The organism is Caulobacter sp. LARHSG274 (assembly GCF_052871235.1).
The window spans coordinates 40,246-65,114 of sequence record NZ_JBIXJO010000016.1; the positions used below are offsets into that span (position 1 = coordinate 40,246).

Below are 24,869 nucleotides of genomic sequence, written 5' to 3' on the forward strand. Positions count from 1 at the left end.
TGTCGTGGAGTCAGCGCGCTGCCCGCGCCGGAGCCACGGATCCCAGCCGCAAGCGGCCGGGATCCGCAAGATCAATAGGCGTATTTCAGGGTCAGCAGGCTGGTCCGGCCCGAGTCCACCACGTCGGAAAGCGCCAGGCTGTGCTCGCCGATGTGCGACCAGTAGCTCTCGCCCTTCAGCAGGTTGGCCACCGACAGGTCCAGCTTCACCCCGTTGTCGAAGGCATAGCCGACATGCAGGTCGACGCTGCGCATGGGGCGAACCCAGAGATTGTCCCACTCGCCCGGCTGGTCCAGCACGTCGTAGTCGGACACATAGGCGCCAGTGTAGTGGTAGATCACGTCGAAGCTGAGACCGCCCTTCTGGTAGAAGAGCTGGGCGTCGGCCAGCCAGTCCGGCGCGTTCTGGATGCGGTTGTCGACGCCGTCGCCCAGGTCGACGCTGGTCCACTGGCGGGTGACATTGAGCCCCGCTCCCAGGCCGCTGAGCAGGCCCGGCAGCTGCGAGAACTTCTGCCGCAGCTGAAGCTCCAGGCCATAGACGTCGCCGTCGCCGCCGTTGGTGGGCTGGATGGTGGTGACCTTGCCATCAGTCAGGGTATCGGAGTTCACCGGGCTGGAGCCGTTGTCGTAGAGATAGTCCGACAGGTGCTTGTAGAAGCCGCCGACCATGGCGTAGCCGCCCTGGCTGTTGCTCCATTCGCCCGACAGATCCAGATTGATCGCCTTGATCGGCTTCAGGTCGGGATTGCCCTTGGTGATCGTTTCATTGCCGTCGTCGCTCACCTGGCGACGCTCGCCGCCGGCCAACTGGATGAAGGCCGGGCGGGTGTAGGAGGTCCAGACCGAGCCGCGATAGACCGTCACGCCGTTGGGCCGCCAGGTCAGGAACAGGCTGGGCAGGATTTCGTCATAGGTGGTGTTGCTTTGAGCCCAGTCGCCGGGCTCCTCGACCCCCTTTTTGGTCGGGATCACCCAATAGGTGTTGTCGATCTTGGTGTGCTCGTAGCGCAGGCCGGGGATGATCTCGACGTCGCCGAACTTGTAGTCGGCCATGGCGTAGAGCGAGGCCACCGCCTCGTCGCCCTTCTGGGTGTTGCAGTTGTAGTTGTTGACCGCGAGCGAGCCGCAGGTGTCGAAGCTGGCGTCGGTCTTGTACTTGTAGAAGTACTCGAACAGCTTGGCCTGGCTGACCTTGGGAATCCGCCAGTCGTACTCGCCCGGATAGATGTGATCATAATAGCCGGTGGTCAGGCCCAGGCTCTCCCAGGTCAGGCCGCCCTGGCCGATCAGGTTGGCGAAATGGTCGTTGGTCCAGTCGCGGTTGGTGACCCGGCGGTGGCTGTCGACATATTTTCCGCCCAGCTTGATCCATTGCAGCGCGCCGTCCTCGAAGACCCGCTTGGCGTCGAACTTGAAGCCGTATTTCTGCTGGCCGCTGAACTGCTCGGTCAGCTGGCCGGCGCGCCGCGCCAGCAGGGCCGACGCGGAATTGTTCAGGTCGTTATAGATGTCGGGGGTGAACAGCGGCCGGGGCAGGTCGTCGGTATAGCCGATCGACAGGCCGCCCAGCGGCCGGTTCGAGCCGTGGTTGAAATGGTCGCTCTGGTTGATGCGGGCCGAGGCCTCGATATGGTTGGGGCGATCATTGTCGCCCTCGCTGTAGAACAGCTGCGGCGACAGGGTCCAGGCGCCGACGGTCTTGTCCGCGCCGAACTGGAGGGTGCCGAGATCGGCTTTTTCGGGATTGGTTTCGTACCAGACGCGGGTCGAGATCGCGTCAACGCTGAGGTTGTAGCGCCCTGTGCCGGCGACGGTCTCCTTATAGCTCTTGCTGGCGCTGACATACTGGCTGAGCGTGGAGTTCTGGTGGGTCTTGGCCGAAGCGTAGGAGCCGCGCAGATAGACGGCCAGCGTGTCGTCCGGACGCCAGTCGACGGTGAAATTGCCGCCCCAACGGGCGGTGTAGCCGTTGGAGACCCCGAAGTTGACGCCGGTCTGGGTGATGTTCTGCTCGGGGTCCAGACCGGGATAGCTATTGCCGTTCGTGGCGGCGTCCTTGACCAGATAGCCCCAGCCGCCGTCGTTGCGGGCGGCCATGACGCCGGCCATCTCGCTGTTGGCGTAGTTGCGCTTGTCGTAGAACGCGCTGGTATAGACGCCGAAGGTCTCGTTCACGCCGAACTTATGGGTCCATTCGCCCGAGAGGCCGCCGCCCAGACCCTTGTCGCCATAGTCGCGGGCCCGGCTCTCGACCCGGCCAGAAGCGGTGATCGTCCCATGGAAGTCGTCGCGATAGTCGAAGGCCGAGGGGGTGCGGAAATCGACCGTGCCGCCGATCGCATCGCCGTCCATGTCGGCGGTCGAGGTTTTGTTCAGCAGGATGGTGTGCAGGCCCGACGGCGGCAGCAGGCTCAGCTGGACCTGCCGGCTGTAGGGCATGCCCTGGGCCACGGTCACGCCGTTGATCATGTTGACGTTGAACTCGGCGTTCAGGCCGCGGATCGACACGAACATGCCCTCGCCACGCGAGGCGCCGTCGATGCCGCCGAAGAACGACGAGCCGGTGTTCATCACATTGACGCTGGGCATCATGCCCAGGGCTTCGGCGACGTTGTGGACGGCGGTGTGCTCCAGATCCTCGGCCGACAGCACCGCGACGGGCGTCAGGGCGTTCATCTGGGCCTTGGCGGCGTCGTTGCGCTTGGCGACGATGATCAGGGAGTCGACGGTCGTTGCGTCGCTGGCCTTGGCCGCCGGTTCAGCCGCCCAGGCTTGCCCCGCCGCGAAGGCCGCCGTCGCCATGACCCCCGCCATCAGCGCGCGCTTTCGGGTTCCAGCCCGGTGCGCGCGCGCCGAAGCCGCGTCGATATCGGTAAATCGTTGCATCTGCCCCCTCCTGAGAACGATCCGCGCTATAGCCAGCGCGCAACACGGTTCTGTGACATTACCGACTCAAATTCACAAAACTACCACACAAAAAACCTGGGTCCGCGTCATGTGGACATGATATCAACAACAATACCGCAATTTAACGGTGGGGAGCCTCTCAGATGATCAAGCGCGAAAGCCGGCGACGCGATATTCTGAACATGCTCCGCCCGGGCGAGAGCCACGCGCTCATCGACATCGCGCGCGCCTTGAACGTCTCGGAAGAGACCGTGCGCCGGGAGCTGAAGCTGCTCGAACAGAGCGGATCGGTGGTCCGCACCCATGGCGCGGTGAGCCTGGCCACGCCGGCCCCGGAAGGCCCGTTCGAGCGCCGCATGCAGGAAAATGTCGACGTGAAAAAGCGCATCGCGGCGGCCGCGGTCCGCTTCGTCGGCGATGGCGACACGATCTTCATCGATGCGGGCAGCACGGCCTGCTTCGTCGCCCAGGCTCTGGTCGGGCGTCAGAAGCTGACGGTGATCACCAACGCCCTGACGGTGGCCCAGACCCTGGGGGGGCGAAACGGCAACACCCTGTTCCTGGCCGGCGGCGAGCTGGACTACGACTACAAGGCGTTCTCCGACCACACGGCCCAGGCCTACATCGCCCAGTTCACGCCGCACCTGGCCATACTGACGGTGGGCGCCATCCATGCCGATCACGGCCTGATGGATCGAAACGCGCGTGAAGCGGCCATCGCCCAGATCGCCTACGCCCGGGCCGACCGGGTGCTGCTGGTCGTCGAACACGGCAAGTTCGGGCGCCTGGGCCTGATCCGCACCGCCGAGCCGGACGACGTCGACATCCTGGTCACCGACCAGCCGCTCGAACCGCCCTATGCCGAGCTCTTCCGCCGCACGACGGTCGTGGTCGCGCCCTGAGGCCGGTCTGACTGTCACAATTCGCGTCTAGGCAGGGCCCCGAATTGAGGCGGCGCCGTCCTGTCATTCCCGACACCGGATCGCGCCGCGGCAACGGTTCCAGCCAGCGGGTGGGGGATGAGCGGCGTCGACAGGCAAAGGACGCGATGGTTTCTGCGGAACATCCTGCCGCACGAGCCGGCGCTTCGCGGCTGGCTGTCACGCAGCGCCTTGCCGGGCGTCGACCCCGGCGACATCATCCAGGAAGCCTATACGATCCTGGCCGAACTCGAGAGCGTGGAGGCCATCCGTCATCCGCGCGCCTACCTGTTCCAGGTCGCGCGCTCGGTCATCGTGCGCCATGTGCGGCGCGCGCGCATCGTGCCGATCCATGGCGTCGACGACCTTGAGCGGCTTGAACATCCCGATGACGCCGCCTCGCCCGAGCAGCAGGCGATCGAGCGCGATGAACTGCGCCAACTGGCCCACGCGATCGCGGCCATGCCGGCCAAGACCCGCGAGGCCTTCGTCCTGCGCCGGGTCGAGGGCCTGCCGCAGCGCGAGATCGCGGCGCGGATGCGCATTTCGGAGAATACGGTCGAGACTCACATTTCGCGAGGCATCCATTTCTTGATTGATTGGTTCGGTCGTGGCGGAAACAAGCGGCGCCAAACCTCTAGGGATATGGAAGCGGAGATCGCCTCGCGAGATGGCCGAGTCAGAAACCAGTCGAGACATTGATCAGGCGGCGTCCGACTGGACGGCGCGGCTGGATCGCGGGCTGCTGACTCCCGACGAAGAAGACGCCTTCCAGGCCTGGGCGGCCGGCGATCCGCGCTGCAAGGGCGCTTTGCTGCGCGCCCAGGCGCTGTCGATGATGAGCGAGTCCGCCCAGGCGCTGGGGGCAGGCTTCGATCCGGTCGCCTTCGCAGCGCCCAAGCGGCCGCGGCCTGCGCCCCTGTCCCGTCGCCAGGCGCTGGCCTGGACCGGGGGCGCGGCGGCCGCCGCCGGCTTGACGGCTCTGGCGATCGGCCTGCCCGCCGCCGGGGCGGTGATCCGCACCGAGCGGGGCGAAATCCGCCTGGTCCCGCTGAAGGACGGCTCCACCGTGCTCCTGAACACCCAGAGCAGCATCAGGGTCAGGTACGACGCGGGCCAGCGCCTGGTGACCCTGCTCCAGGGCGAGGCCTATTTCTCGGTGGCGCGGGACGAGAAGCGTCCCTTCGTCGTCGCGGTGAACGGACGACGCCTGCGCACGGCGCAGGCGGGCTTCCGGGTGCGCAAGCTCGACAGGGATCCGGTCGACGTCCTGGTCAGTCAGGGACAGGTCGAGGTTTCGTCCTCCGGTCCGATGGCTCCCACCAACGGCCTGGCGCTCCCGGCCAATACGCGGCTGATCCTGCCCGACGCCGTCGACGGCCGATCCGCCGCCGAGCGTCCGCAGCCGCTGACGCCGGAGGCGGTCACCCGCGAACTGGCCTGGCGCGAGGGAAAGCTGGCCTTCGAGGGCGAAACCCTGCAGCAGGCGGCGGACGCCTTCGCGCGCTACAGCGACACGCGGATCGAGATCCGGGATTCCGGCCTGGCGCGCGAGCCGGTGACCGGCCTGTTCGCCGCCAACGACCCCGCCGGCTTCAGCCGCGCCGTCGCCCATGTGTTCAACGCCAGGCTCGAGCAGCAGGGCGACGCGGTCGTCCTGACCCGCAGCGCCCCTCGGGCCACGGGCGCGCAATAAGAAGTTTTTGTTACCGCTAGCGGAAGCCGCCGGCTGACGCCTCTCAACCGTGAACGTCGCGATCGATGCGACGATCTTGGGGGCTGTCAGCCAATGCGTTCTCGTTCTTCCATCCTCTCCTGTGGGGCCGCCGTCGTGGCCCTGGCGGTCGCGGCGCCGGCCTGCGCGCAGGAGCGTGTCTTCGACATTCCGGCCCAGCCCGCGGTGCGCGCCATTCCCGAGCTCGCGCGCCAGGGCCAGGTGCAGATCGTGGCCTCGGCCCGGAACCTGGAGGGCGTTCGCACGCCCGCGGTCAAGGGCCGGATGGACGTCCGGGCCGCCCTGCGCCTGCTCATCGCCGGCACGCCGCTGCGGATCGACTCCGATGACGGCCAGATCATCACCTTGCGATCGACCGTCCAGGAGGGGTCGGTCGTCGGCGCCGGGGTCGTGCGCGGCCGCGTCCTCAACACCGCGACCGGCGAATATGTGCGCAACGCCGAAATCCGCGTCGAGGGCACGACCATCGTCGCCTATTCCGAGGACGGCGGCGACTTTCGCCTCACCGGCGTGCCGGCCGGCGAGGTCACCGTCAGGGTCAAATATGCCGGCCTGCAGGACTCCGCCGCGGTCGTCACCGTCGGCGCGAACCAGGTCGCGGCGCTGGACGTCGCGCTGAGCCCGCTGTCCAGTCTCGACCAGGTCGAGGCGGTGACGATCACCGCCAAGCGCGACGGCCAAGCCGGCGCCATCATGGAACGCCGCGCCTCGACCAACGCCAAGAACGTCGTCGCCGCCGACAATTTCGGGGCCCTGACCATGGGCGATGTCGGCGAGTTCATGAAGAACATGCCCGGCATTTCGATCGACTATACCGAGGTGGACGCCACGGCCGTGCGCATCGGCGGGCTGGATCCGAAATACTCGACCTTCACCACCGATGGCGCCCGCATGGCCACGGCCACGTCCAACAACAACAACGGCCGCCAGAACTCCTTCGAGCAGATGTCGATCACCGGCGTCGACTCCATCGAGCTGAACAACACGCTGCAGGCCAGCATGGACGCCGACTCCCCCGGCGGGGCCATCAACCTGCGCAGCAAGTACGCCTTCCAGCGCAACAAGCGCCTGCTGCGCTTCCAGCTCGGCGGCGTCGGCACCTCCGACTCCGGCCTGTCGAAGGCCTATTTCCCCGACGACAAGAAGCACCCGCGCATCTTTCCCTCGGCCCAGATCGGCTATGCCGACGTGTTCCTGGACGGCCGCCTGGGGATCGCGTTCAACGCCAGCTACAACGCCAACTACGTCCAGCAGGACCGCATCCAGACCGACTGGTCCTATCTCGCCAACGGCCGGATCATTCCCTACCAGGTGATGTGGCGTCCGGGTCCGAAGCTGACCTCCCGCAAGGCCGCCAATCTGAGCGTCGACTACAAGCTGACCGACAAGCTGGCCCTGTCGCTGCGCAGCACCTACTCGTTCTACGACGTCGAATACTTCAATCAGTACACATTCCTGATCTTCGGCACGACGGCGACCTCGCGGGCTACGGCGGACTCCACGCCCACCCACATCGTGGTCAATCCGAACGGCGCCAACACCCGGCTTCACACCCAGTATTCGCACCGCTACGCCGGCACCCCCTCGGTGCTGTTCGCCCCCAAGCTGGAATACCGGGGCGACACCACGGAGGCCGTGCTGCGAACCAGCTATTCCAGTTCGGAGTTCAACTTCCGGGACAACGACAAGGGCTTCTTTCAGCGTACGGATAGTTACCTGACCCGCATCGGCTTCACGCTGGACCGCGCGTCAGAAGACTCCAACGCCTGGACGCTGAAACAGACCGCTGGCCGCTCCTGGAGCGTTCCTTCGAACTTTAACCGCGACGACGACATCGGCAACAACGTCCGCACGTCGCAGTCCAACGCCAACAACCAGATGTATAGCGCCTATCTGGACCTGAAGCAGCGGCTCAACGTCGGACCGGTCCAGGTCAAGGTTCTGGCCGGGGCGGGCATGCGCACCAACGTGTGGAAGACCAACGAGGGGTCCTACAAGCAGTTCCAGTATGTCGGCCCGACCGGCGACCTGACCCAGAAGGCTCCCGAGGCCTTCATTCCGTGGACACAGAAATACCAGTTCCAGATCCACGGCTTCGACGCCGGCAACATGAACGACCAGAACTGGCGCGCCGACAGCAACTACGCCGTCTACGACATCTACAAGGAACACCCTGAGTATTTCGTGCCCGACACGGTGGGCAACTTGCAGCGCCAGTTCGCCAACAACAAGAAGGTCGGCGAGGAGATCGCCGCCGCCTATTTCGAGGTCCAGCCCCGCGTGGGCAAGGCGCAGTTCGACCTGGGCCTGCGCTACGAGAACACCAAGACGGAGGCCCGGGTCGCCGAAAACGGGGCCTACACCACGCGTCACGGCGAATATGACGACTGGTTCCTCAGCGGCGGGGCCAAGTACGACTTCAGCAAGAAGCTGGTCGGCCAACTGGCTTTCAGCCAGTCCATCCTGCGCCCCGACTACGGCAATCTCGGCGGCGTGGTCTCCGTGGACGACAACAACCAGATCGTCACCGTGCCGAATCCGTTGCTGAAGCCCGAGCACTCGACCAAGTACTTCGCCGGCTTGCAGTACTTCCTGGAACCCTCGGGGATCATCGGCCTGTCCGCCTATCAGCTGGAGGTGAAGGACATGCAGGTTACCGGCATCACGGTCGACCCGGAGGATGTCGGCTACAATCCGGGCGACTACGCCGGCTACACCTTCCGCAGCGCCCAGAACCTGCCGGGCGTCAGCATCAACCGGGGCCTGACGCTGGAATACGACCAGCAGCTGACCTTCCTGCCGGGCGCGCTGCGCGGCCTGGGCCTGCGCGGCTCGCTCACCAAGATCGACCCCGACGGCGTGCGCGTGAACATGCCCAAGACGGCGGCCAACTGGGGCCTGCGCTACAGCTACGGCAAGCTCGATCTCCAGCTCACCGGCAACGCCCAAGGCAAGTATCGCACCAGCGCTCTGAGCAACACGCCGACCACGCCCAACAACGGCATCCTCTACCACGCCTCGCGCGAGCTCTGGAACGTCAGCGCCAGCTACAAGATCTCCAAGCAGTTCGAGGTGATGCTGGCGGGCCGAAACATCTTCAATGCGCCCGACGTCATCTATTCCAACGTTCGCAGCCGGGTTCAGCAGTACAGCATCTACGGCTCGATGTGGAACATCGGCGTCAAGGGCACTTTCTAGGTCCGAGACGTGGGGGGGCGCGGGCCGCCCCCCCCCCCCCGCCCACCCCGCGCCCCGGCGCCGCCGGGCGGCGCGCGGGCGCGACCAACCCCCCGCCCCGCCGGCGCGCCCCCCGCCCCCCCCCCCCCCCCCCCCCCCCCCCCCCCCGCCCGCCCCCCCCCGCGCCCCCCCCCGCGGCCGCTTTCCCTCAAAATTTCATATCGCGGAGGCCCGTCGTGGTCCTGAACATCGATCGTCGCGGCGTCGTTCTGGGCGGCGGACTCGGACTGGGCGCCCTCGTGCTTCCGGCGGGCCGCGCGCTCGCCGCCGGAATGCTCGGCGCGACCGGCTTCACCCACAATGTGGCCAGCGGCGAACCCGGGCCGGACTCCATGCTGCTGTGGACGCGCTACGTCCCGGTCGCGGGCGACGACACGGTCCGCCTGGAGGTCGAGGTGGCGCTCGACCCGGCGTTCACCAGGGTGGTCTCCGGCGGCGTCGTGCGCACCGGCGCCTATCGCGACTGGACCGCCAAGATCACGGTCGATGGCCTGAAGCCGGGCACCGTCTACTGGTACCGGTTCGTGGCGCCCGACGGGAGCAAGTCTCCGATCGGCCGCACCAAGAGCCTGCCGGTGGGACCCGTCGCCCGCTTCGGCCTGGCGGTGTTCTCCTGCTCGAACCTGCCCCAGGGCTTCTTCAACGCCTATGCCCACGCGGCGGCGCGCACCGACCTGGACCTGTGGCTGCACACCGGCGACTACATCTACGAATACGGCGTCGCCTCGACCCGTGAGGCCGACTGGGCGCCGGGCCGCAAGGAACAGCTGCTGCCGGCGACCGAGATCCTGGCCATCGCCGACTACCGCCTGCGCTACGCCAGCTACCGCGCCGATCCAGACCTGCAGCGCCTGCACCAGATGGCCCCGATGGTGGCCCTGTGGGACGACCACGAGTCGGCCAACGACAGCTGGGAGGGCGGCGCGCAGAACCACCAGCCGGCCACCGAGGGCGACTGGACCGTCCGCCGCGCCGCCGCCATGCAGGCCTATCGCGAGTGGATGCCGGTCTCCGAGGAGCCGTGGAAGGCCTATCCGATCGGGACGCTGGCCACCCTCTACCGCACGGAGTCGCGGCTGCTGGCCCGCACCAAGCCGGCCGACATCGGCGCCAGCTTCATGGCCGCCGATCCCGACGCCGCGCTCAGGGCGTTCCGCGACGGCGTCTGGCGCGATCCCGCCGCCACCATGCTGGGCACGACCCAGGAGAGCTGGCTGGCCCATTCGATGAAGGCCCAGGCCGGGGCCTGGCAGCTGATCGGCATGGGCACGATCATCGGCCGCACCATGATGCCCGAGGGCGCCGTGGACTGGCTGCGCCCCGAGACCTCCGAGAAGAAGGCCGCCGGCTACCGCAACAACATCCGCGCCGCTCGAGCGGGCCTGCCGATGTGGATGGATCGCTGGGACGGCTATCCCGCCGCCCGCTCGCGCCTGCTGAAATCGGCCCAGGCCGCCGACGCCGACCTCGTCATGCTGTCGGGCGACAGCCACAACGCCTGGGCCTATGCGTTGAGCGAAGATGGGCGCCCCGCCGGCGTCGAGTTCGCCGGCCAAAGCGTCACCTCGAATGGCCTCGAGAACGACTTCGCGGCCGATCCCCGGATCGTCGCCCAGGGCTTCGTCGCCGCCAATCCCGAGCTGAAGTGGGCGGACACCAGCCAGCGCGGCTACATGATGATCGACATCACCCCGCAGCGCGTCACCGGCGAATGGCGGTTCATGCAGACGATCAAGGCCCGCAACACCGAGCTTGCCGGCTCCCATCGCCTGCATGTCGAACGCGGGCGCAGGGTCCTGGCCGGATAGGTTCGGCGCACCGCTCCTCAGTGGTTCTCATGCGTCGGAATCTGCTCCGGCGCGACCAGGCGGACCTGATCAACGGCGACGCGGCCCACGCGCGAGACGACGGTGATCGTATGGCGGCCCGGCGCGAGCGTCGGACCGGCCGTGGCCTTCAGCTGATTGTCCAGCACGCCCTGCGCCCAGGCCGGCGAGCCGACGGCGCGCGGCAGGCGGACCCGCTCGGCCGCCGCGCCGTCGATGCTGACGTCCAGTTCGATCTCGCGCGCCTGGCCGTCGGGGAAGATCGGTAGCACGCCCAGCTGCGCGCGACGGTCCTCCGCAGTCCCCACATCGACGTTCAGGGTCAGGCTCGCCCCCGCCGCGTCGGCCAGCATCACGCCGCGCCCGCGCCCGACACCCTCGACCAAACGCCAGCCGCTGTTGGCGGCGAAGGCCTCGGCCTCCACCACCGGTGAGGCGGCGAGCGCAGAGCCGTCGACGACGGCGAGGAACTTGGCCGGATCGGCGGTCAGGCCCCCGCCCGGCAAGGGGATGGAACGAGCGCGATAGATGCGCCATTGGCTGTCGGCCGGCTCCTCGGGCATCAGCCAGCGCCACTTGCCGCCGGCGACCTTGTTGTTGAACCGATCCGTCAGGGCGGAGATCTCGGCCTGGGCGTCGACGGCCGCGCCGCCGGCCGAGCGGGCCATCGCCGGATCAGTTTCGATCAGCTCGTTATACCGCTCCGCCGCAAAGAACCGCATGTTGGCGGCGGCCGAGATCCGGATCGGGAACTCGACCAGCTCGAACCAGGCGTCGGCCAGCGGCGGCGGGACCGACGCCCCGGTCGCCTTGGTCGCCTCAACCAGCTGGCGGAACTTGCGAAGCCGGTCATTGACCTCGTCGGGCGTGTAGCTGCTGAGATGGCGGCCCTCGGCGCGCGGCTGCCATTCGAGGTGCTCGGGGCGGCGCTCGAAGTTCAGGCGATAATAGCTGTCCATCAGGTCGGCCGCCTTGCCGGCCAGGGCGGGGCCGAAGGCGCGGCCGCTCCAGTCTTCCAGGTACTGGCGCTGGGTCTTGCCGCGCCAGCGGTCGATGTCCCAGGCCATGTCCAGAAAGTGGGTCATGCCGATCTCGGCCGGCTTGATGTCGCCGACATTGGCGATCCAGACATTGCGCGCGCCCTTGTCCCAGGCGTGGACCATCTCCTCCTGCACCAGCGCCGGCGGCGTTGTGCCGAGCCACAGATAGGCCAGCGGATAACCCAGATAGGACAGGTGGTAGTAGACGCCCGATCCGCCCGCGCGGCCGGCCTCCTCGGGGCTGGCGAACTGGCGGATATAGCCGAAATTGTCGTCGGGCCAGACGATGGTGACGTCGTCCGGGACCTTCACCCCCGCCCGATAGATCTCCAGCACCTCCTTGTAGGGCACGAAGATCTGCGGAACCTTGGCCAGGTCGGGCGAGACGTTCTGGCTGAGGATCTGCCGCTGGTCGGCGATGATCTTGTCCAGCAGGGCGACCTTCTCCGGCAGGGTCTTGGGGCCGACCATGCCGGTGTCGTGGATGCCGCGCATGCCGACGGTCCACAGGCTCTCATAGCTCGCATTGAGCTTGGCGCGCTCCGCCCAATAGGCCTTCACGCCGTCCGGATTGGTCGCATAGTTGAACTTCTCCGGCGCGTCCTTCCACTCGCCGACATTGTTGCGCAGCATGGCCTCGGCGTGGGACGAGCCCATGACGATGCCGTACTCGTCCGCCAGCTTGGCGTTGGCCGGGTCGGAATTGAACGGCGCCGTGGTGTGATGCATGGCGGGCCACAGCGTGTTGGCCTTCAGGCGCAGCAGCAGGGTGAAGATCCGCTGGTAGGTCTTGGGACCGATGTCGCCGCGGGCCGGATCGAAGGTCTTTGCGGCCCACGGATAGAGGCCCCAGTCCTCGTCATTGACGAAGACGCCGCGATAGCGGACGGACGGCGGGCCGAAGCGGTGGACGCCGGCGCGGACGAACAGCCGGTCGCGATGCGGCGGCGTGACGTCGGCCCACCACGCCCAGGGAGAGACGCCCATCGCCTGCGCCACCTCGTAGACGCCGAACGCCGTCCCGCGGCGGTCGCTGCCGATCACCACCAGGGCCTTGTCGACGCCGGGGAGCGGGCGATTGAGCGAAGCGATCACGAAGCTTTCCCAGCTGCCGGCCAGGCGCGAGACGTCGACCTTCTTCGACGCGACCAGTTGGTCGATCAGCTTGCTGTGGCCCAGGGTGCCGACCAGGATCGCGGTCTTTCCGCCCGGCTCAGCCGAGACGGCCGGCTGCTGCGAGGTGACGGTCTGGATGTCCGCCGCCAGGTCGTCGGCGGCGTGGCGCACGACCGCCGCATCGGCGGGATCGACGACGATCGTCGGCGCGCGGCCGGGCTCGACGAGCACGAAACCGCCCCGGGCCAGCGTGTCGGCGAAGATCGTCTCGGTCTCGCCCCGCCCCTTTGCCTGAACGGCCTGGGCGGCTCCCAGGCACAGCAGGAGGGCCAGGACGCCGCGCCAGATCGACTTGAGTCTGTTCATGGGCTCGGCCCTCCCTACGCGAGTCTTGTTGTGGAGATCATGCACGACCAAGCCGCCGGTCACAGCTCCGAGGCTTTTGACACCAGGGTCTCGAACCGGTCCAGGGGGCAGTCGAATTCCGGGGCCGCCAGGCTGCAGTCCGGAATGAACACCGGGGCGGACAGCGGCGGCGTCGCCGGCGTCAACCGCGTCGCCTGGCGCAATTGGCTCAGGCTCTGGCTGGTGAAGCGGGCCCGGATCACGCGAAGGCCGTCGGCCCGGCGCCAGCGTTCGAACACCAGGGCGCCGCCGGGGCCGATCTGGTTGGGCTGGTAGCCGGCGACGGCCCATTCGATCCGCAGCAGGCCGCCCAGCACCGCCAGCGTGCCGTCATGGCCGACCACGAAGACGATGCGGGCGTCGGGCGGACCGATCGCCTCGCCCGGCGTGGCGCGTTCCGGTCCGGCGCCCGCTTCCAGCGTGGCCAGGATCCGTCGCGCCAGGTGACCGCCCAGGGTTCTGGCGACATAGGGCGTCCGCAGTCTGAGATCGAATTCCGCCTGATGCAGGGCGAAGACCCGCGTCAGGGCGTCCTCGTCCAGTCCCCGCCAGCCCAGGGCCGCGAAGTCCTGGCCGTCGGCCCAGGCCATCAGCAGGCTCTCGGTCACGCCCGAGGCGAAGGCTTCGGGGCCGGACAGCGACACCAGGTCTTCGCTCTGGGCGAAGCCGGGCTTGGCGTCGAAGATCCGCCGCTTGCCGGGCGCCGGCGGACAGGGGCCGGCCGGACACTGCATCAGCAGCGCGTCCAGGCGCTCGGCCCCGTCGCGATGGCTGGCGCTCCAGGCCGCCAGGTCGCCGCCGACCCGACCGGCGACCGCCGCGCGGGCCAGATCGGCGTCGGCGACGACCAACCCGGCCTTGATCGGCTCGAACATCGGATCGACATGGCCCTCGCCCACCGTTCCCACCGCCACCGTGCAGCCGGGCGAAAGGGTCCGGGACACGGCCTTGGCCGTGGCGATCGTGCGCTGGGTGACGTTGGCCCAGTAGGCGGTCGCGCCGCAATCGCCCGCCGCCAGCAGGCCCTCCGCGACATAGAGCTGGCGGAAGTAACCGCCCATCTGGGCGGCCAAGGCCTCGCCGCGCGCGGTGAGATGGCCCGGCGGAACCGCGAACCGCGGCCAGGGCCGGGCGGAGGTCTGTTCTAGCTGTTCCGGGCTCGACATCGCCGCTCGCACGCCGTGTCGGCTGAGGATCACGACCTTTTCGAGCCGATCTCCCGGGGCCGCGGCGCAGGCGGAACCCGCCGACAGCAGCGCGAGCGCGGTCAGGACGGCGCGGACGAACAGACGCATCATGCGACTCCAGAACGACGCGGGATCAGCGGCAGGCCGGGCCGGCGATCAGTTCCACCTCGGCGACCTCGACAGACTTGCCTGCAGTGAGCGACAAGCGATAGCGGGCATAGGCCCGGGCCTTGAGCGCGAAGGTGCGGGTGGCGTGCCGGTGCTCGAAGCGCTCGTCGCGGCGTTCGTCCAGCGTCACCCAGCGCCGGCCGTCGAAGCCGCTGAAGCGCCAGGCGGACGGATCGGCCTGCCCCGCGCCGACGCTCACCGTGTAGGCCTTCAGGCAGGCCGGCGCCGGCCGGGTGAACTGCGCCGACTGGCCGGCCGAGGCGGTCCAGACGGTCGAGGTCTTGCCGTCGGTCAGGGCGGGGGCGTCGGTTTCCACCGCGAGCACCGCGCCGTCATAGGCCCACTGGCCCGGCTTGCCGCTCATCACGAAGCTCAGCAGCCCGCCCGCCAGCAGCTGCGCCTGGGAGACGAAGGGCGTAGGCAGCGGCTTTCCGTTGAAGCTGGCGGCGGCGATGTACGGGTGGTCCGCCCCCGCGTTGGCGGCGAGGATCTCCAGCCTCTTGCCGCCTTCCAGATGGATCAGGCTGCGGGGGTGACGCGGGCCGTGCAGGTAGAAGAGGTCGCCGCCCAGTTTCGGGAACAGACCCAGGCGGTTGAAGACATAGTTGGAGCTCATGGCGCCGGCGTCCTCGTCGCCCGGATAGGCGGTGTCGGTGAAGTGCTTGAACACCTGCCCCGCCCAGTAGGACGACAGGTCCGCGCGGCCCAGATTGTGGAACAGCCACGGGGTCGAGAAGGACGGCTCGTTGGTGATGTCGATCAGTCCGGCGTCGAGGGCGTGGTTGAGGCGCTCATTGAACCGGACGCGGCCGCCCATCGCCTCGACCAGGCCGTCCAGGTCCTGCAGCACGTCGTAGGAATAGATCCATGCGGTGCCCTCGTAGAAGCCGACATTGTTGTGGACCTTGCCGTCCCAGCCGATCTTGGGGTCGATGTCCTGGAAGCGGCCATCGGGATAGCGGGGCATCACGAAGCCCTTGAAGCCGTCGCTCTCGGCGTCGGGGTTCCAGACCTTGCGCCAGTTCTGCGATCGCTTGAGCAGAAGCTCGGCTTCTTCGGCATGGCCGGCGCGCCGGGCGACCTGGGCGGCGAAATAGTCGTTGAGCGCGAAGCTCGGCGTCGACGAGCCCGACTTGGCGCGCTGGTTGTTTGGTTCCGGGCTGAGGTCGCCGACGCCGAAATAGCCGGCCTTGAGATAGCGGGGCCGACGGCGCTCGAAGGCGTTGAAATGGGTCACCCGCCAGGCGTCGTTCCAGTCCACGCCCTTGGCGCCGCGCAGCAGCGCCTCGCCCAGCACGTTGTCGACCTCGTCCCCGCCCTGGCCGACATGATAGTTCTGGCCGCCGATGATGGCGGTGTCGGCGGCGCCGAACTTGTCGAAGGTGTGGATCAGCGAATTGAGATTGGCCGTGTAGTCGCCGGGCCGCAGCACCGACATCAGCGGGAACAGGGTCCGGTAGGTGTCCCACAGGGTATAGTGGTCATCCCAGTTGGGGCGGCCAAGTTCCTTGGCCGGCTGATCCAGCGTGCGGTCTCGCGGCTGGATCGAGGCGTGATAGAGGGCGGTGTAGAACCGCCGGGTCTGGGCTTCGGACAGGCCCCACACCTCGATCTCGTCCAACCGATCGTTCCAGGCGGCCTGCGTGTCCTGGCGCACGCGGTCGAAGCTCCAGTCCGGGATTTCGCGATCCAGCAAGGCCTCGGCCGTCTCGGCGCTGGTGAAGGACACGGCGATCTTGACCAGCAGCGGCTTGTCGGCCGTGGTCTTGAAGGTCTGCCAGGCGCCCAGCCGCTCATCGCGCCCAGTCTTGCCCTCGACGGCGCCGGACAGGCGGTCCTGCTTGTCGAAGACGCCCCAGGCCGTGGGCTTCTGGTCGAACTTGGCGACGAACCAGATGTCGATCAGGGCCGGGTTCCAGTAACCCTTGGCCTTGACGTGGCCGACGATCTTGCCGGCCTCGGGATAGAGCTTCACGTCCGCCTGGTCGGAGGCGACCAGGCCGCCGACCTTGCGCGTGACGTCGAAGACCAGCTGCGCCTGGTCGGTGGTCGGATAGCTCAGGCGGTAGATCGCCGCATAGTGCGCCGGCGTGACCTCGACCCGGGTGTCGTAGCGCGTCAGGCGGACGGAATAGGCGTCGGCGGCCAGGACCTCCTCGGCCTTGGGCGACAGATGGGCCGCCTCGTCGAAGGCGGCCTGGCCGACCTGGGGAGACAACAGGAACGTGCCGTAGGTGGTGACGCCGCCCGAGCCTTGCGAATGCAACTGGGCGAAGCCGCTGATCGGCTCGGCGGCGTTATAGCCGGCGTTGCTGGGGTTGGGGGTTTCGGGCGAGGGATGGATGGATCCGTTGGGACGCGCGGGACCGGGGATCGTGTCGCCCTCGTTGTCGTTGCCGAGGCCGACGGTGAGCGCGGGAAGCTTGTAGAGCGGCCGGTCGGGCGCGGCCTTGGCGGCCGTGAAGGCGGCCAAGGCGATCAGAACGACCAGGGGCGACAGCTTCGCACGAAGTCCCGGCATGGCAACGTCCTTCCAGTCACGCGTCCGAGGGCGGAAACGACCGGCGCCCCCTCGGTCTTCTTTACAGGGAGAAAGGATAGCCGGCCCACGCATGGGCCGGCTATCCGGGGCTTCACGGGAGACGTGAAGATCAGAAGGTGGCGCGCGCCGTCAACGTGTAGGTGCGGCCATCGTAGTCGACCCAACGCGAGACCTTGGTGTCGTTCTCGTATTCGAAACGCTTGGAGTCGGTCAGGTTATAGGCGTCCAGCGACAGCGAAAGCTGATCGTTGACGTTGTAAGACGCCGACAGGTCCAGCTGGCCGCGCGGCTTCACCGAACGGGCGCCGCCGGTATAGGTGCCGTTGGCGTTCAGCGGGTAGTCGGAACGGTAGTTGTAGACCATGCGCACGCCGTACTTCGGCGTCTCGTAATAGCCGATGACGTTGACATTGTGCTTGGAGATGCCGGGGAACGGGGCGATCGCCGGGCTCTTGGAGGTCGTGTAGGCGTAGTTGAAGCTGCCGCCGAAGTTCTTCCAGAAGCCCGGCAGGAAGTCGAGGTTCTGCTGGATGTTGAACTCGACGCCCTCGACTGTGGTTGGCTTGTCGAGGTTGTAGAAGCCGGTGGCGTTGACGTGCACCTGGGTGGCGCCGCTGCTCAGGCTGGTGGCGTTGCAGTAGGTGCCGTCCCACGACAGGGCGCCGAAGCCCCAGGTCGAGCCGTCCGACGGGCAGATGATCGACGGATCGGTGGTCGCGGCGATGCGGTCGGTGATCTTCTTATGGAAATAGGCCAGCGAGATCAGGCCGTTGGGACGGTTGTACCACTCCAGCGACAGGTCGAACGACTCGGCCAGATACGGCTTGAGGCTGTTGTTGCCGATGGCGACCGAGACGTCATAGACGCTGGTCGAACCCGAGCTCAGACTGCTGTTGAAGATCGCAGCCGGGCTGACCTTGGTCGACGGCGAATACTGGCGCGGGTGGGGGCGGACATAGGTCTTATAGTAGGCGCCGCGCAGGATCAGGTCGTCGGTGACGTCGGCCACGAAGATCGCCGACGGCAGGAAGTAGTGGTATTTGTTCTTGTACTCGTCGGTCTTGAACGCCGTGGGCGAGCCGATCGAGTCGGTCGGCGGCGTGGTGCGGTCCAGGGTCGTGATGGTGTTGTCGGTGTCTTCGTAGCGGCCGCCGAAGTTGCCGCGCACGCCGTGACCGAAGATCTGAGTGTCGTACTTCGCCTGGATATAGAACTGATTGACGTCGTTCTCGTTGGTGAAGTTCTTGTCGTAATAGCTGCTGTCGGCGTACTGGACGTTGAAGCCCTGGCTCGACAGGCCGCCGCCCGGATAGACCGCAACCGGACGGACAGCGTCCAGGAACTGGTGGATGTTCAGCACCTGCCAGTTGCGATTGTAGTCGCCGGCCGTGCCGCCCATGAAGTCATCGACGAACGGCGCCGTGACCATCATGCTTGAGGTGACCTTGTCCATCTGGGCGCCGTAGGCGTAGATCCGGTAGCCGGTCGACACATACTTCTCGCGCTCGAGGCGCACGCCGGCCTGGAGGCTGTTGATCGGGCCGAACTTGACGAAGCGCTCGACATCGAAGGCGGCGCTGCTCTGGTCGGTCTTGGCGAAGCTCTCGGTGCCCTGGATCTGGATCTGGTTGGTCGAGTTGGCCTTGGTGCCGTTGTTGTAGAACGCCGTCGGGTCGTTGCGGCCGCCCCAGGTCCAGGTCTGGCCGTTGGTGATCGAGTTCTGCGGCGAAGGGGTGGTCGTGTAGCTGAAAGCGCCGATGTCGCCCAGGCCGGTGGTCAGCGCCCCCGAGATGCCGTTGCCGCCGGCCCGGGTGTAGTTGGCGACGTCGACCTCGGTCTCGACCGACGAGTTGGCGCCCGACGACAGGTTCAGAACACCGGCCAGCCGCCAGTCGTCATTGCTCCAGTCGATATTGCCGATCAGCCCTTTCGACTTCTGGTGCTGCGAATAGAGGCGGGTCGAGGAAAGCGCGTTCATGTTGTTGAACGAGTAGTTTTCGTACAGATAGCGGCCGTCATTGGTCTTGATCGGCGTGCCGCTCGGGGTGATCACCGTGCCGGCGCCGGCCGTCGAGGACGGCAGGACGGTGTTGATCAGGAAGTACTGGGTCGTGTCGGGCAGGTTGCGGTCGGTCGAGAAGCCGATCAGGCCGATCTTGGTGTTGTCGTTCGGCTTCCATTCGACGCCCGCCGAGCCTGACCAGACCTTGCCGACGTTCATGCGGGTGTACTGGCGGATCTGGCTGTTGGCCCAGACGCCGTTGGTGCTGGTCGAACCGGTGTTGCTGGTGACGAACGGCGTCGCCGCCGCCTGCGACAGGCCCAGGGCCTGGCCCAGCGAGCGGCAGTACGAGGTCGCGCTGGTGGGGCACGCGGTCGGCGAGAAATACTGGCCGTAGGTGCTGTTGAACTGGCTGGGCGAGAGGCCAGTCATCGCCGAGGTCAGATAGTCGTAGCTGTTGAGGCGGACCGTATCGCGGCGGAAGTTTTCCTTCTTGTAGGCGATCGTCCCGAACACGGCGAAGTCGTCGGTCAGGTGCTTGTTGTAGCCGACGGTGGCGGCCGGGGCGTTCAGGTCGCCCAGGGTGTTGTGCTCGTAAGCGGCCTTCAGGAAGCCGCCGTCCTTGCGCGACAGCGCCGGGGCGATCTGCATGTCGACATTGCCGCTGAGGCCCCCGGACACGGTGCTGGCCATCGGCGACTTCTGGATCACGAAGGCCGAGAAGATGTCGGAGTTGAACGCGCCCAGCGGCGTGCCCTGGTTGTCGCGCAATAGCGGCGGATAGGCGAAGGACTGGCCGTTCAGCGTGGTGCGGGCGTACTCGCCCGGCATGCCGCGCAGGTTGATGGTGGCGTCGCGACCCTCGGCCTCGCGATTGATCTGCACGCCCGGGATGCGTTGCAGCGCCTCACCGACGTTCAGGTCGGGGAAACGGCCCAGGCCGTCCGACGAAATGCCGTCGGTGATCTCGATGGTGTTCTTCTTGGTGCGGACCGCATCGGCGTAGCTTTTCTTGAAGCCGGTGACGATGACGGTGTCGATCGCATCCGCGACGGGCGCGGCGGAGGCGGCCGATGCGGCGGCGTCCTGAGCTGCGGCGACCGCCGGCAGACCGCCGATGATCGTGGCTGACAAGAGCGCGATCTTCAGGGCGCGCGTCGCGCGGATTTTCGGGTTCAAATTATTCCCTCCTTCATAATTCTGACTCGCCGCCTTCGATGACGACTTATTGGCCTGACCTCTTTAGCGATAACAGGTCACATGAAGGCCTTCAATTTGCCTTGGCGATGTTACCGGTAACGGAGAATTTGTGGTGCAGTTTTGCAACTGATGTCCATAACATATTGATTTACATGGCTATTTTAATGAAGTTTCCTTTAATTATCTTGTTTTGTATTATTCACCAGAGAAATGTTTTTCAGATGTGAGAAAATTGGTCAGGCCAAAATATTGCTTTCGACGTAGAGTAGTGCCACATGGCGGCGGCGCGTTTTGTCTGGCTTTAACAAGACCGAAACAGACGCAGGCCCCGGCCTGAGGAAAAGGGAGAATCGAATGCGGCAGGGTTTCATGGCCGGCGCGGCCTGGCTGGTGCTCGCCTTCGCCGCCCAGGCGGAAGACGTCGTGCAGATCCAACCCGTCCAAGTCGACCCGTCGCGCCCCGACTGGGAGAACCCGGCGGTGTTCGCACGCGGCAAGCTGCCGGCCACCGCCACCCACTTCCCATTCGAAACCCGCGAAGCCGCGCTGGTCGGCGACCAGACCAGGTCCCAGCGCTATCAGTCGCTGGACGGCCAATGGTCGTTCAACTTCTCGCCGTCGTCGGACGCGACGCCGGAAGGCTTCGAGAAGCCCGGCTACGACGTCTCCGGCTGGAAGACCATCAAGGTCCCGGCCATGTGGCAGACCGAAGGCTACGACCAGGCGCGCTACAACAACATCACCTATCCGTTCCCGGCCAACCGCCCGCTGATCCCCCACGCCACCAACCCGGTCGGCTCCTACCGCCGGACCTTCGAGATCCCCGCCAACTGGTCAGGCCAGGACGTCATCCTGCACATCGGCGCGGCCGGTTCGGCCTACCAGGTCTGGGTCAATGGCGCGGAGGCCGGCTATTCCGAGGACTCCAAGCTGCCCAGCGACTTCGACGTCACCCGGCTGCTGCGCCCCGGCCGGAACGTGGTGGCCATCCAGATCCACCGCTGGTCGGACGGCAGCTATCTCGAGGACCAGGACTTCTGGCGCGTCAGCGGCATCGAGCGCTCGGTCTATCTGGTCGCCGCCCCGAAGGCCCGCCTGACCGACCTCTTCGTCCATGCCGGCCTCGACAAGGCCTATCGTGACGGCGTGCTGTCGGCCGACCTCGCCATGGCGCCGCGCGACCGGCCGGTCACCGTCCGCATGAGCCTGTTCGACGGCGACAAGGCGGTGCTGACGAAGGAGATCAAGGTCGCCGCCGGCGCGGCCAGCACCCAGACTCTCTCCGCATCTGTTCCCGGCGTGCGCCCATGGACCGCCGAAACGCCCAACCTTTACACCCTGCTGGTCGAGGTGCTGGACGCCAAGGACCAGGTTATCCAGGCCACGCCCCAGCGGATCGGCTTCCGCACCGTCGAGATCAAGGACGGCCGGGTGGCGGTCAACGGCCGGCCGATCGTCATCCGCGGCGTCAATCGCCACGAGCATGATCCAGAGACCTTCCACGTGATGTCGGAGGCGTCGATGCGACGCGACATCGAGCTGATGAAGCGCAACAACTTCAACGCCGTGCGCACCTCGCACTACCCCAACGCCGAGCTCTGGTACGCCCTGGCCGACGAATACGGCCTCTATGTTATGGACGAGGCCGACGTGGAGAGCCACGCCTATATGGGCTACGGCAACGCCGATCCCGCCCAGCGCGCCAAGCGGCAGATCGGCTTCGACCCGGCCTGGGAAGGCGCGCATGTCAGCCGCGTGCTCAACATGGTCGAGCGCGACAAGAACCATCCCTCGGTGATCTTCTGGTCGCTGGGCAACGAAGCCGGGATCGGCCAGAACTTCGCGAAGGCCGCGGCGGCCGCCCGCCAGCGCGACCCTGGTCGGTTGATTTCCTATCTCGGCTGGGGCGCGCGGCCCTGGGAGCACGTGCCCAACACCTATGTCGACATCTACGCCCCAATGTATGACGACGTGACCAAGATGGTCGACTGGGCCACCGACCCCACCCGCACCCAGCCGATGATCCAGTGCGAATACGCCCACATGCAGGGCAATTCCGGCGGCAATCTGAAGGACTACTGGGACACCATCTACAAGTACGACAAGCTGCAGGGCGGCTTCATCTGGGACTGGGTCGACCAGTCGATGTACCGCTACGCCAAGGACGGTCGCCGCTACTGGGGCGACGGCGGCGAGTACGGGCCCAATCCCGGCGGCGAGATCGAGTTCGGCGACGGCCTGAACCAGTCGGACCGCACGCCCAATCCCCAGCTCTACGAAGCCCGGAAGGTCCTCTCGCCCATCCAGTTCGAGGGCTTCGACGAAGCCGGCGCCCGCGTGACCGTGATCAATCGCCACGACTTCCGCGACCTGTCCGGCTTCGCCTTCGAGTGGGTGCTGGAGGAGAACGGGGTGGCGGTCGCTTCCGGTCCGCTTCCCGATCTGGCGACCCGGGCGCGCGGACGCCAGACGATCGCCCTGCCGCTGCCGACCCTGCCGCGCAAACCAGGGGCTGAGTATTTCGTGACGATCCGCGCCAAGGCCAAGACCGGGTCCGTGCCGCTGACGCCGGAAGGCTATGTGGTCGGCTGGGAGCAGTTCGCGCTCAAGTCGACGCCCGGGGTCGAGCCGGCCCGCGCCGGATCGGTAAGGGTCGCGGACGGCAAGGACGTCGTGTCCCTGTCGGCCGCCGGCGCGGTGCTGACGATCGATCGTGCAAGCGGCCTGGTCGACGGCTACGCCAAGGACGGCGTCGTCCTCGCGCGCGGCGGACAGCCCAACTTCTTCCGGGCCGAGACCGACAACGACACCGGCACCGGCCTGGCCCTCCAGCAACGCGCCTGGCAGGCGATGACCGAACATCGCCAGGTGCGTTCGGTGACCGCCCGTGCGGCGGCCGGCGGCGGCCAGGTCGTCGTCGAGCACGCGCTGGGCGCGGGCGCGGCCCGCTTTGTCACCACCTACACCATGAGCGGCGACGGGAGCGTGGCGGTGGCCGGCGAACTCACGCCGCTGAAGGACGACCTGCCGCCGCCCGTGCGCGTGGGCCTCTGGTACACGACGCCTCCGGACCTGAAGACGGTCGAATGGTTGGGCCGCGGGCCGCAGGAGACCTATGTCGACCGCTACACCTCGGCGCCGATCGGGCTGTGGCGCGGGGCGGTGGCGGACCAGAACCACGACTACATCCGCCCGCAGGACACCGGCAACAAGATCGACGTCCGCTGGATGGAGCTGAGCGGCCAGGGACGCGGCGTGCGGATCACCGGCGAGCGGCCGCTGATGATGACCGCCCTGGCCTTCCCCTATGAAGACCTCTATCGCCGTCCGCCCGGGACCTGGAAATCAACCGACGTCGTGCCCCACGGCGACGGAACCCTGCTGGTCGACGCCGCCCAGTGGGGCATTGGCGGCGACACCGCCTGGAACGCCTTCGGCCTGCCGCACATGAAGTACCGAACCACCCTGACGCCCACGCGCGTGAGTTTCCGCTTCGAGCCGTTCACCGGCGACGGGACCACGCCTGAAAAGGCCCGCCCAGCCCAGGCGACGCCGCCGGAATAATCGTCCATCCTCGCCATCGCTTCCCGGCGGCCTTTCGAGACAGGCTCGCCAGGGCCTGTATTCAAGGAGTTCCCGTCATGAAGCGCTTCGCCCTCCTCCTGGCCGCCCTGCTCGCGGGCCCGGCCCTGGCCGGCGAGCCGATCAGTCCGCGCTTCAACGCCGACCCGTCGCCACACGCCTTCAAGGGCGGCTACTACCTGTACACCACCGACGATGCGTCCAATTCGGGGACCTACTGGGACTCCACCACCTGGCGGCTCTACACCTCCAAGGACCTGAAGACCTGGACCGACGCCGGCGCCTTCCTCGGCGTCTCGGTGTTCAAATGGGCCAAGCCCGACGCCAAGGCCTGGGCCCCCGAGGCGGCCTATCGCAACGGCAAGTACTATTTCTACGCCCCGGTCGGCGGCGACAAGATCGGCGTGGCCGTGGCCGACCGTCCCGAGGGTCCGTTCCGCGACGCCATCGGCGCGCCGCTGGTCGACAAGGCGCGCGACGCCAACGCCGGCGCCGAACCGATCGACCCCCAGGTCCTGATCGACGACGACGGCCAAGCCTACATGGTGTTCGGCACCCGCGTGCCCAAGATCGTCAAGCTGGGCGCGGACATGATCAGCCTGGCCGGCCCGATCCAGGACATCGCCGTCACCGGCTTCCCGGCCGCCGATCCAAAGAAGAAGTATGGGGAAGCGCCGTTCCTGCACAAGCGCAAGGGCCTCTACTACTTCAGCTTCTCCACCGGCTGGCCGGGCCAGATCGTTTACGCCACCGCCAAGACCCCGATGGGCCCCTACGCCTATCGGGGCGTGATCCTCGACTATCTGAAGATCTCGACCAACCACCAGGCCATCCTGCAGGACAAGGGCAAGACCTGGTTCTTCTACCATGACGCCCTGCTGCCCGGCGGCGGCGACCACCGCCGCTCGATCGCCATCGAACCGTTGCACTACGAAGCCGACGGCGCGATCGCGGAGGTGCGGCCCAAACCAACCGCCCAATAGGCGAATGGCCATGCGCC

General features: G+C 67.0%; 11 protein-coding genes and 1 pseudogene. 7 read left to right on the top strand and 5 right to left on the bottom strand.

Annotated elements, in window-relative coordinates:
- Window positions 1-71: 71 nt before the first annotated feature.
- The gene (locus ACIPQB_RS20220) at window positions 72-2,888 is read right to left on the bottom strand and encodes a TonB-dependent receptor (protein WP_446487053.1); all 2,817 of its coding nucleotides are present in this window, start codon (window positions 2,886-2,888) and stop codon (window positions 72-74) included.
- A 164-nt stretch (window positions 2,889-3,052) separates the two neighbouring features.
- Here ACIPQB_RS20220 and ACIPQB_RS20225 point away from each other — a divergent pair, with 164 nt between their 5' ends.
- The 5 genes from ACIPQB_RS20225 to ACIPQB_RS20245 all read left to right on the top strand — a co-directional run bounded on the left by ACIPQB_RS20225 (window position 3,053) and on the right by ACIPQB_RS20245 (window position 10,609).
- Entirely contained in the window at window positions 3,053-3,811 is a 759-nt protein-coding gene (locus tag ACIPQB_RS20225; RefSeq protein ID WP_446487054.1) for a DeoR/GlpR family DNA-binding transcription regulator, read from the top strand.
- Window positions 3,812-3,928: 117 nt separating this feature from the next.
- Entirely contained in the window at window positions 3,929-4,531 is a 603-nt protein-coding gene (locus ACIPQB_RS20230) for an RNA polymerase sigma factor (RefSeq protein WP_446487055.1), read from the top strand.
- Window positions 4,500-5,525 carry a FecR family protein gene (locus ACIPQB_RS20235; protein ID WP_446487056.1) on the top strand — a complete coding sequence of 342 codons (1,026 nt, stop codon included), beginning with the start codon at window positions 4,500-4,502 and terminating at the stop codon, window positions 5,523-5,525. The genes ACIPQB_RS20230 and ACIPQB_RS20235 overlap by 32 nt, the downstream gene beginning before the upstream one ends.
- A 93-nt stretch (window positions 5,526-5,618) precedes the next feature.
- Complete coding sequence (locus tag ACIPQB_RS20240) at window positions 5,619-8,762, top strand: TonB-dependent receptor domain-containing protein (RefSeq protein ID WP_446487057.1); 3,144 nt, start codon at window positions 5,619-5,621, stop codon at window positions 8,760-8,762.
- Between the two features lie 215 nt (window positions 8,763-8,977).
- Entirely contained in the window at window positions 8,978-10,609 is a 1,632-nt protein-coding gene (locus ACIPQB_RS20245) for an alkaline phosphatase D family protein (protein ID WP_446487058.1), read from the top strand.
- A 17-nt stretch (window positions 10,610-10,626) separates the two neighbouring features.
- Here the strand turns inward: ACIPQB_RS20245 and ACIPQB_RS20250 are convergent.
- The 4 genes and pseudogenes from ACIPQB_RS20250 to ACIPQB_RS20265 form a co-directional block, all read right to left on the bottom strand.
- Window positions 10,627-13,059 (bottom strand): annotated as a pseudogene (locus ACIPQB_RS20250) (glycosyl hydrolase 115 family protein); the annotation flags it as partial.
- A 149-nt stretch (window positions 13,060-13,208) separates the two neighbouring features.
- On the bottom strand, window positions 13,209-14,483 hold the full coding sequence (locus tag ACIPQB_RS20255) for a histidine-type phosphatase (RefSeq protein ID WP_446487059.1): 1,275 nt from the start codon (window positions 14,481-14,483) through the stop codon (window positions 13,209-13,211).
- 25 nt (window positions 14,484-14,508) lie between these two features.
- Entirely contained in the window at window positions 14,509-17,064 is a 2,556-nt protein-coding gene (locus ACIPQB_RS20260; protein WP_446487060.1) for a GH92 family glycosyl hydrolase, read from the bottom strand.
- A gap of 130 nt (window positions 17,065-17,194) precedes the next feature.
- On the bottom strand, window positions 17,195-20,266 hold the full coding sequence (locus ACIPQB_RS20265) for a TonB-dependent receptor (protein ID WP_446487061.1): 3,072 nt from the start codon (window positions 20,264-20,266) through the stop codon (window positions 17,195-17,197).
- Window positions 20,267-20,641: 375 nt separating this feature from the next.
- Here ACIPQB_RS20265 and ACIPQB_RS20270 point away from each other — a divergent pair, with 375 nt between their 5' ends.
- Together ACIPQB_RS20270 and ACIPQB_RS20275 are read left to right on the top strand one after the other, a co-directional pair.
- The gene (locus ACIPQB_RS20270; protein ID WP_446487062.1) at window positions 20,642-23,851 is read left to right on the top strand and encodes a glycoside hydrolase family 2 TIM barrel-domain containing protein; all 3,210 of its coding nucleotides are present in this window, start codon (window positions 20,642-20,644) and stop codon (window positions 23,849-23,851) included.
- Window positions 23,852-23,928: 77 nt separating this feature from the next.
- Window positions 23,929-24,852: a family 43 glycosylhydrolase gene (locus tag ACIPQB_RS20275; RefSeq protein WP_446487063.1), complete on the top strand. Its 924-nt coding sequence runs from the start codon at window positions 23,929-23,931 to the stop codon at window positions 24,850-24,852.
- Window positions 24,853-24,869 lie beyond the last annotated feature (17 nt).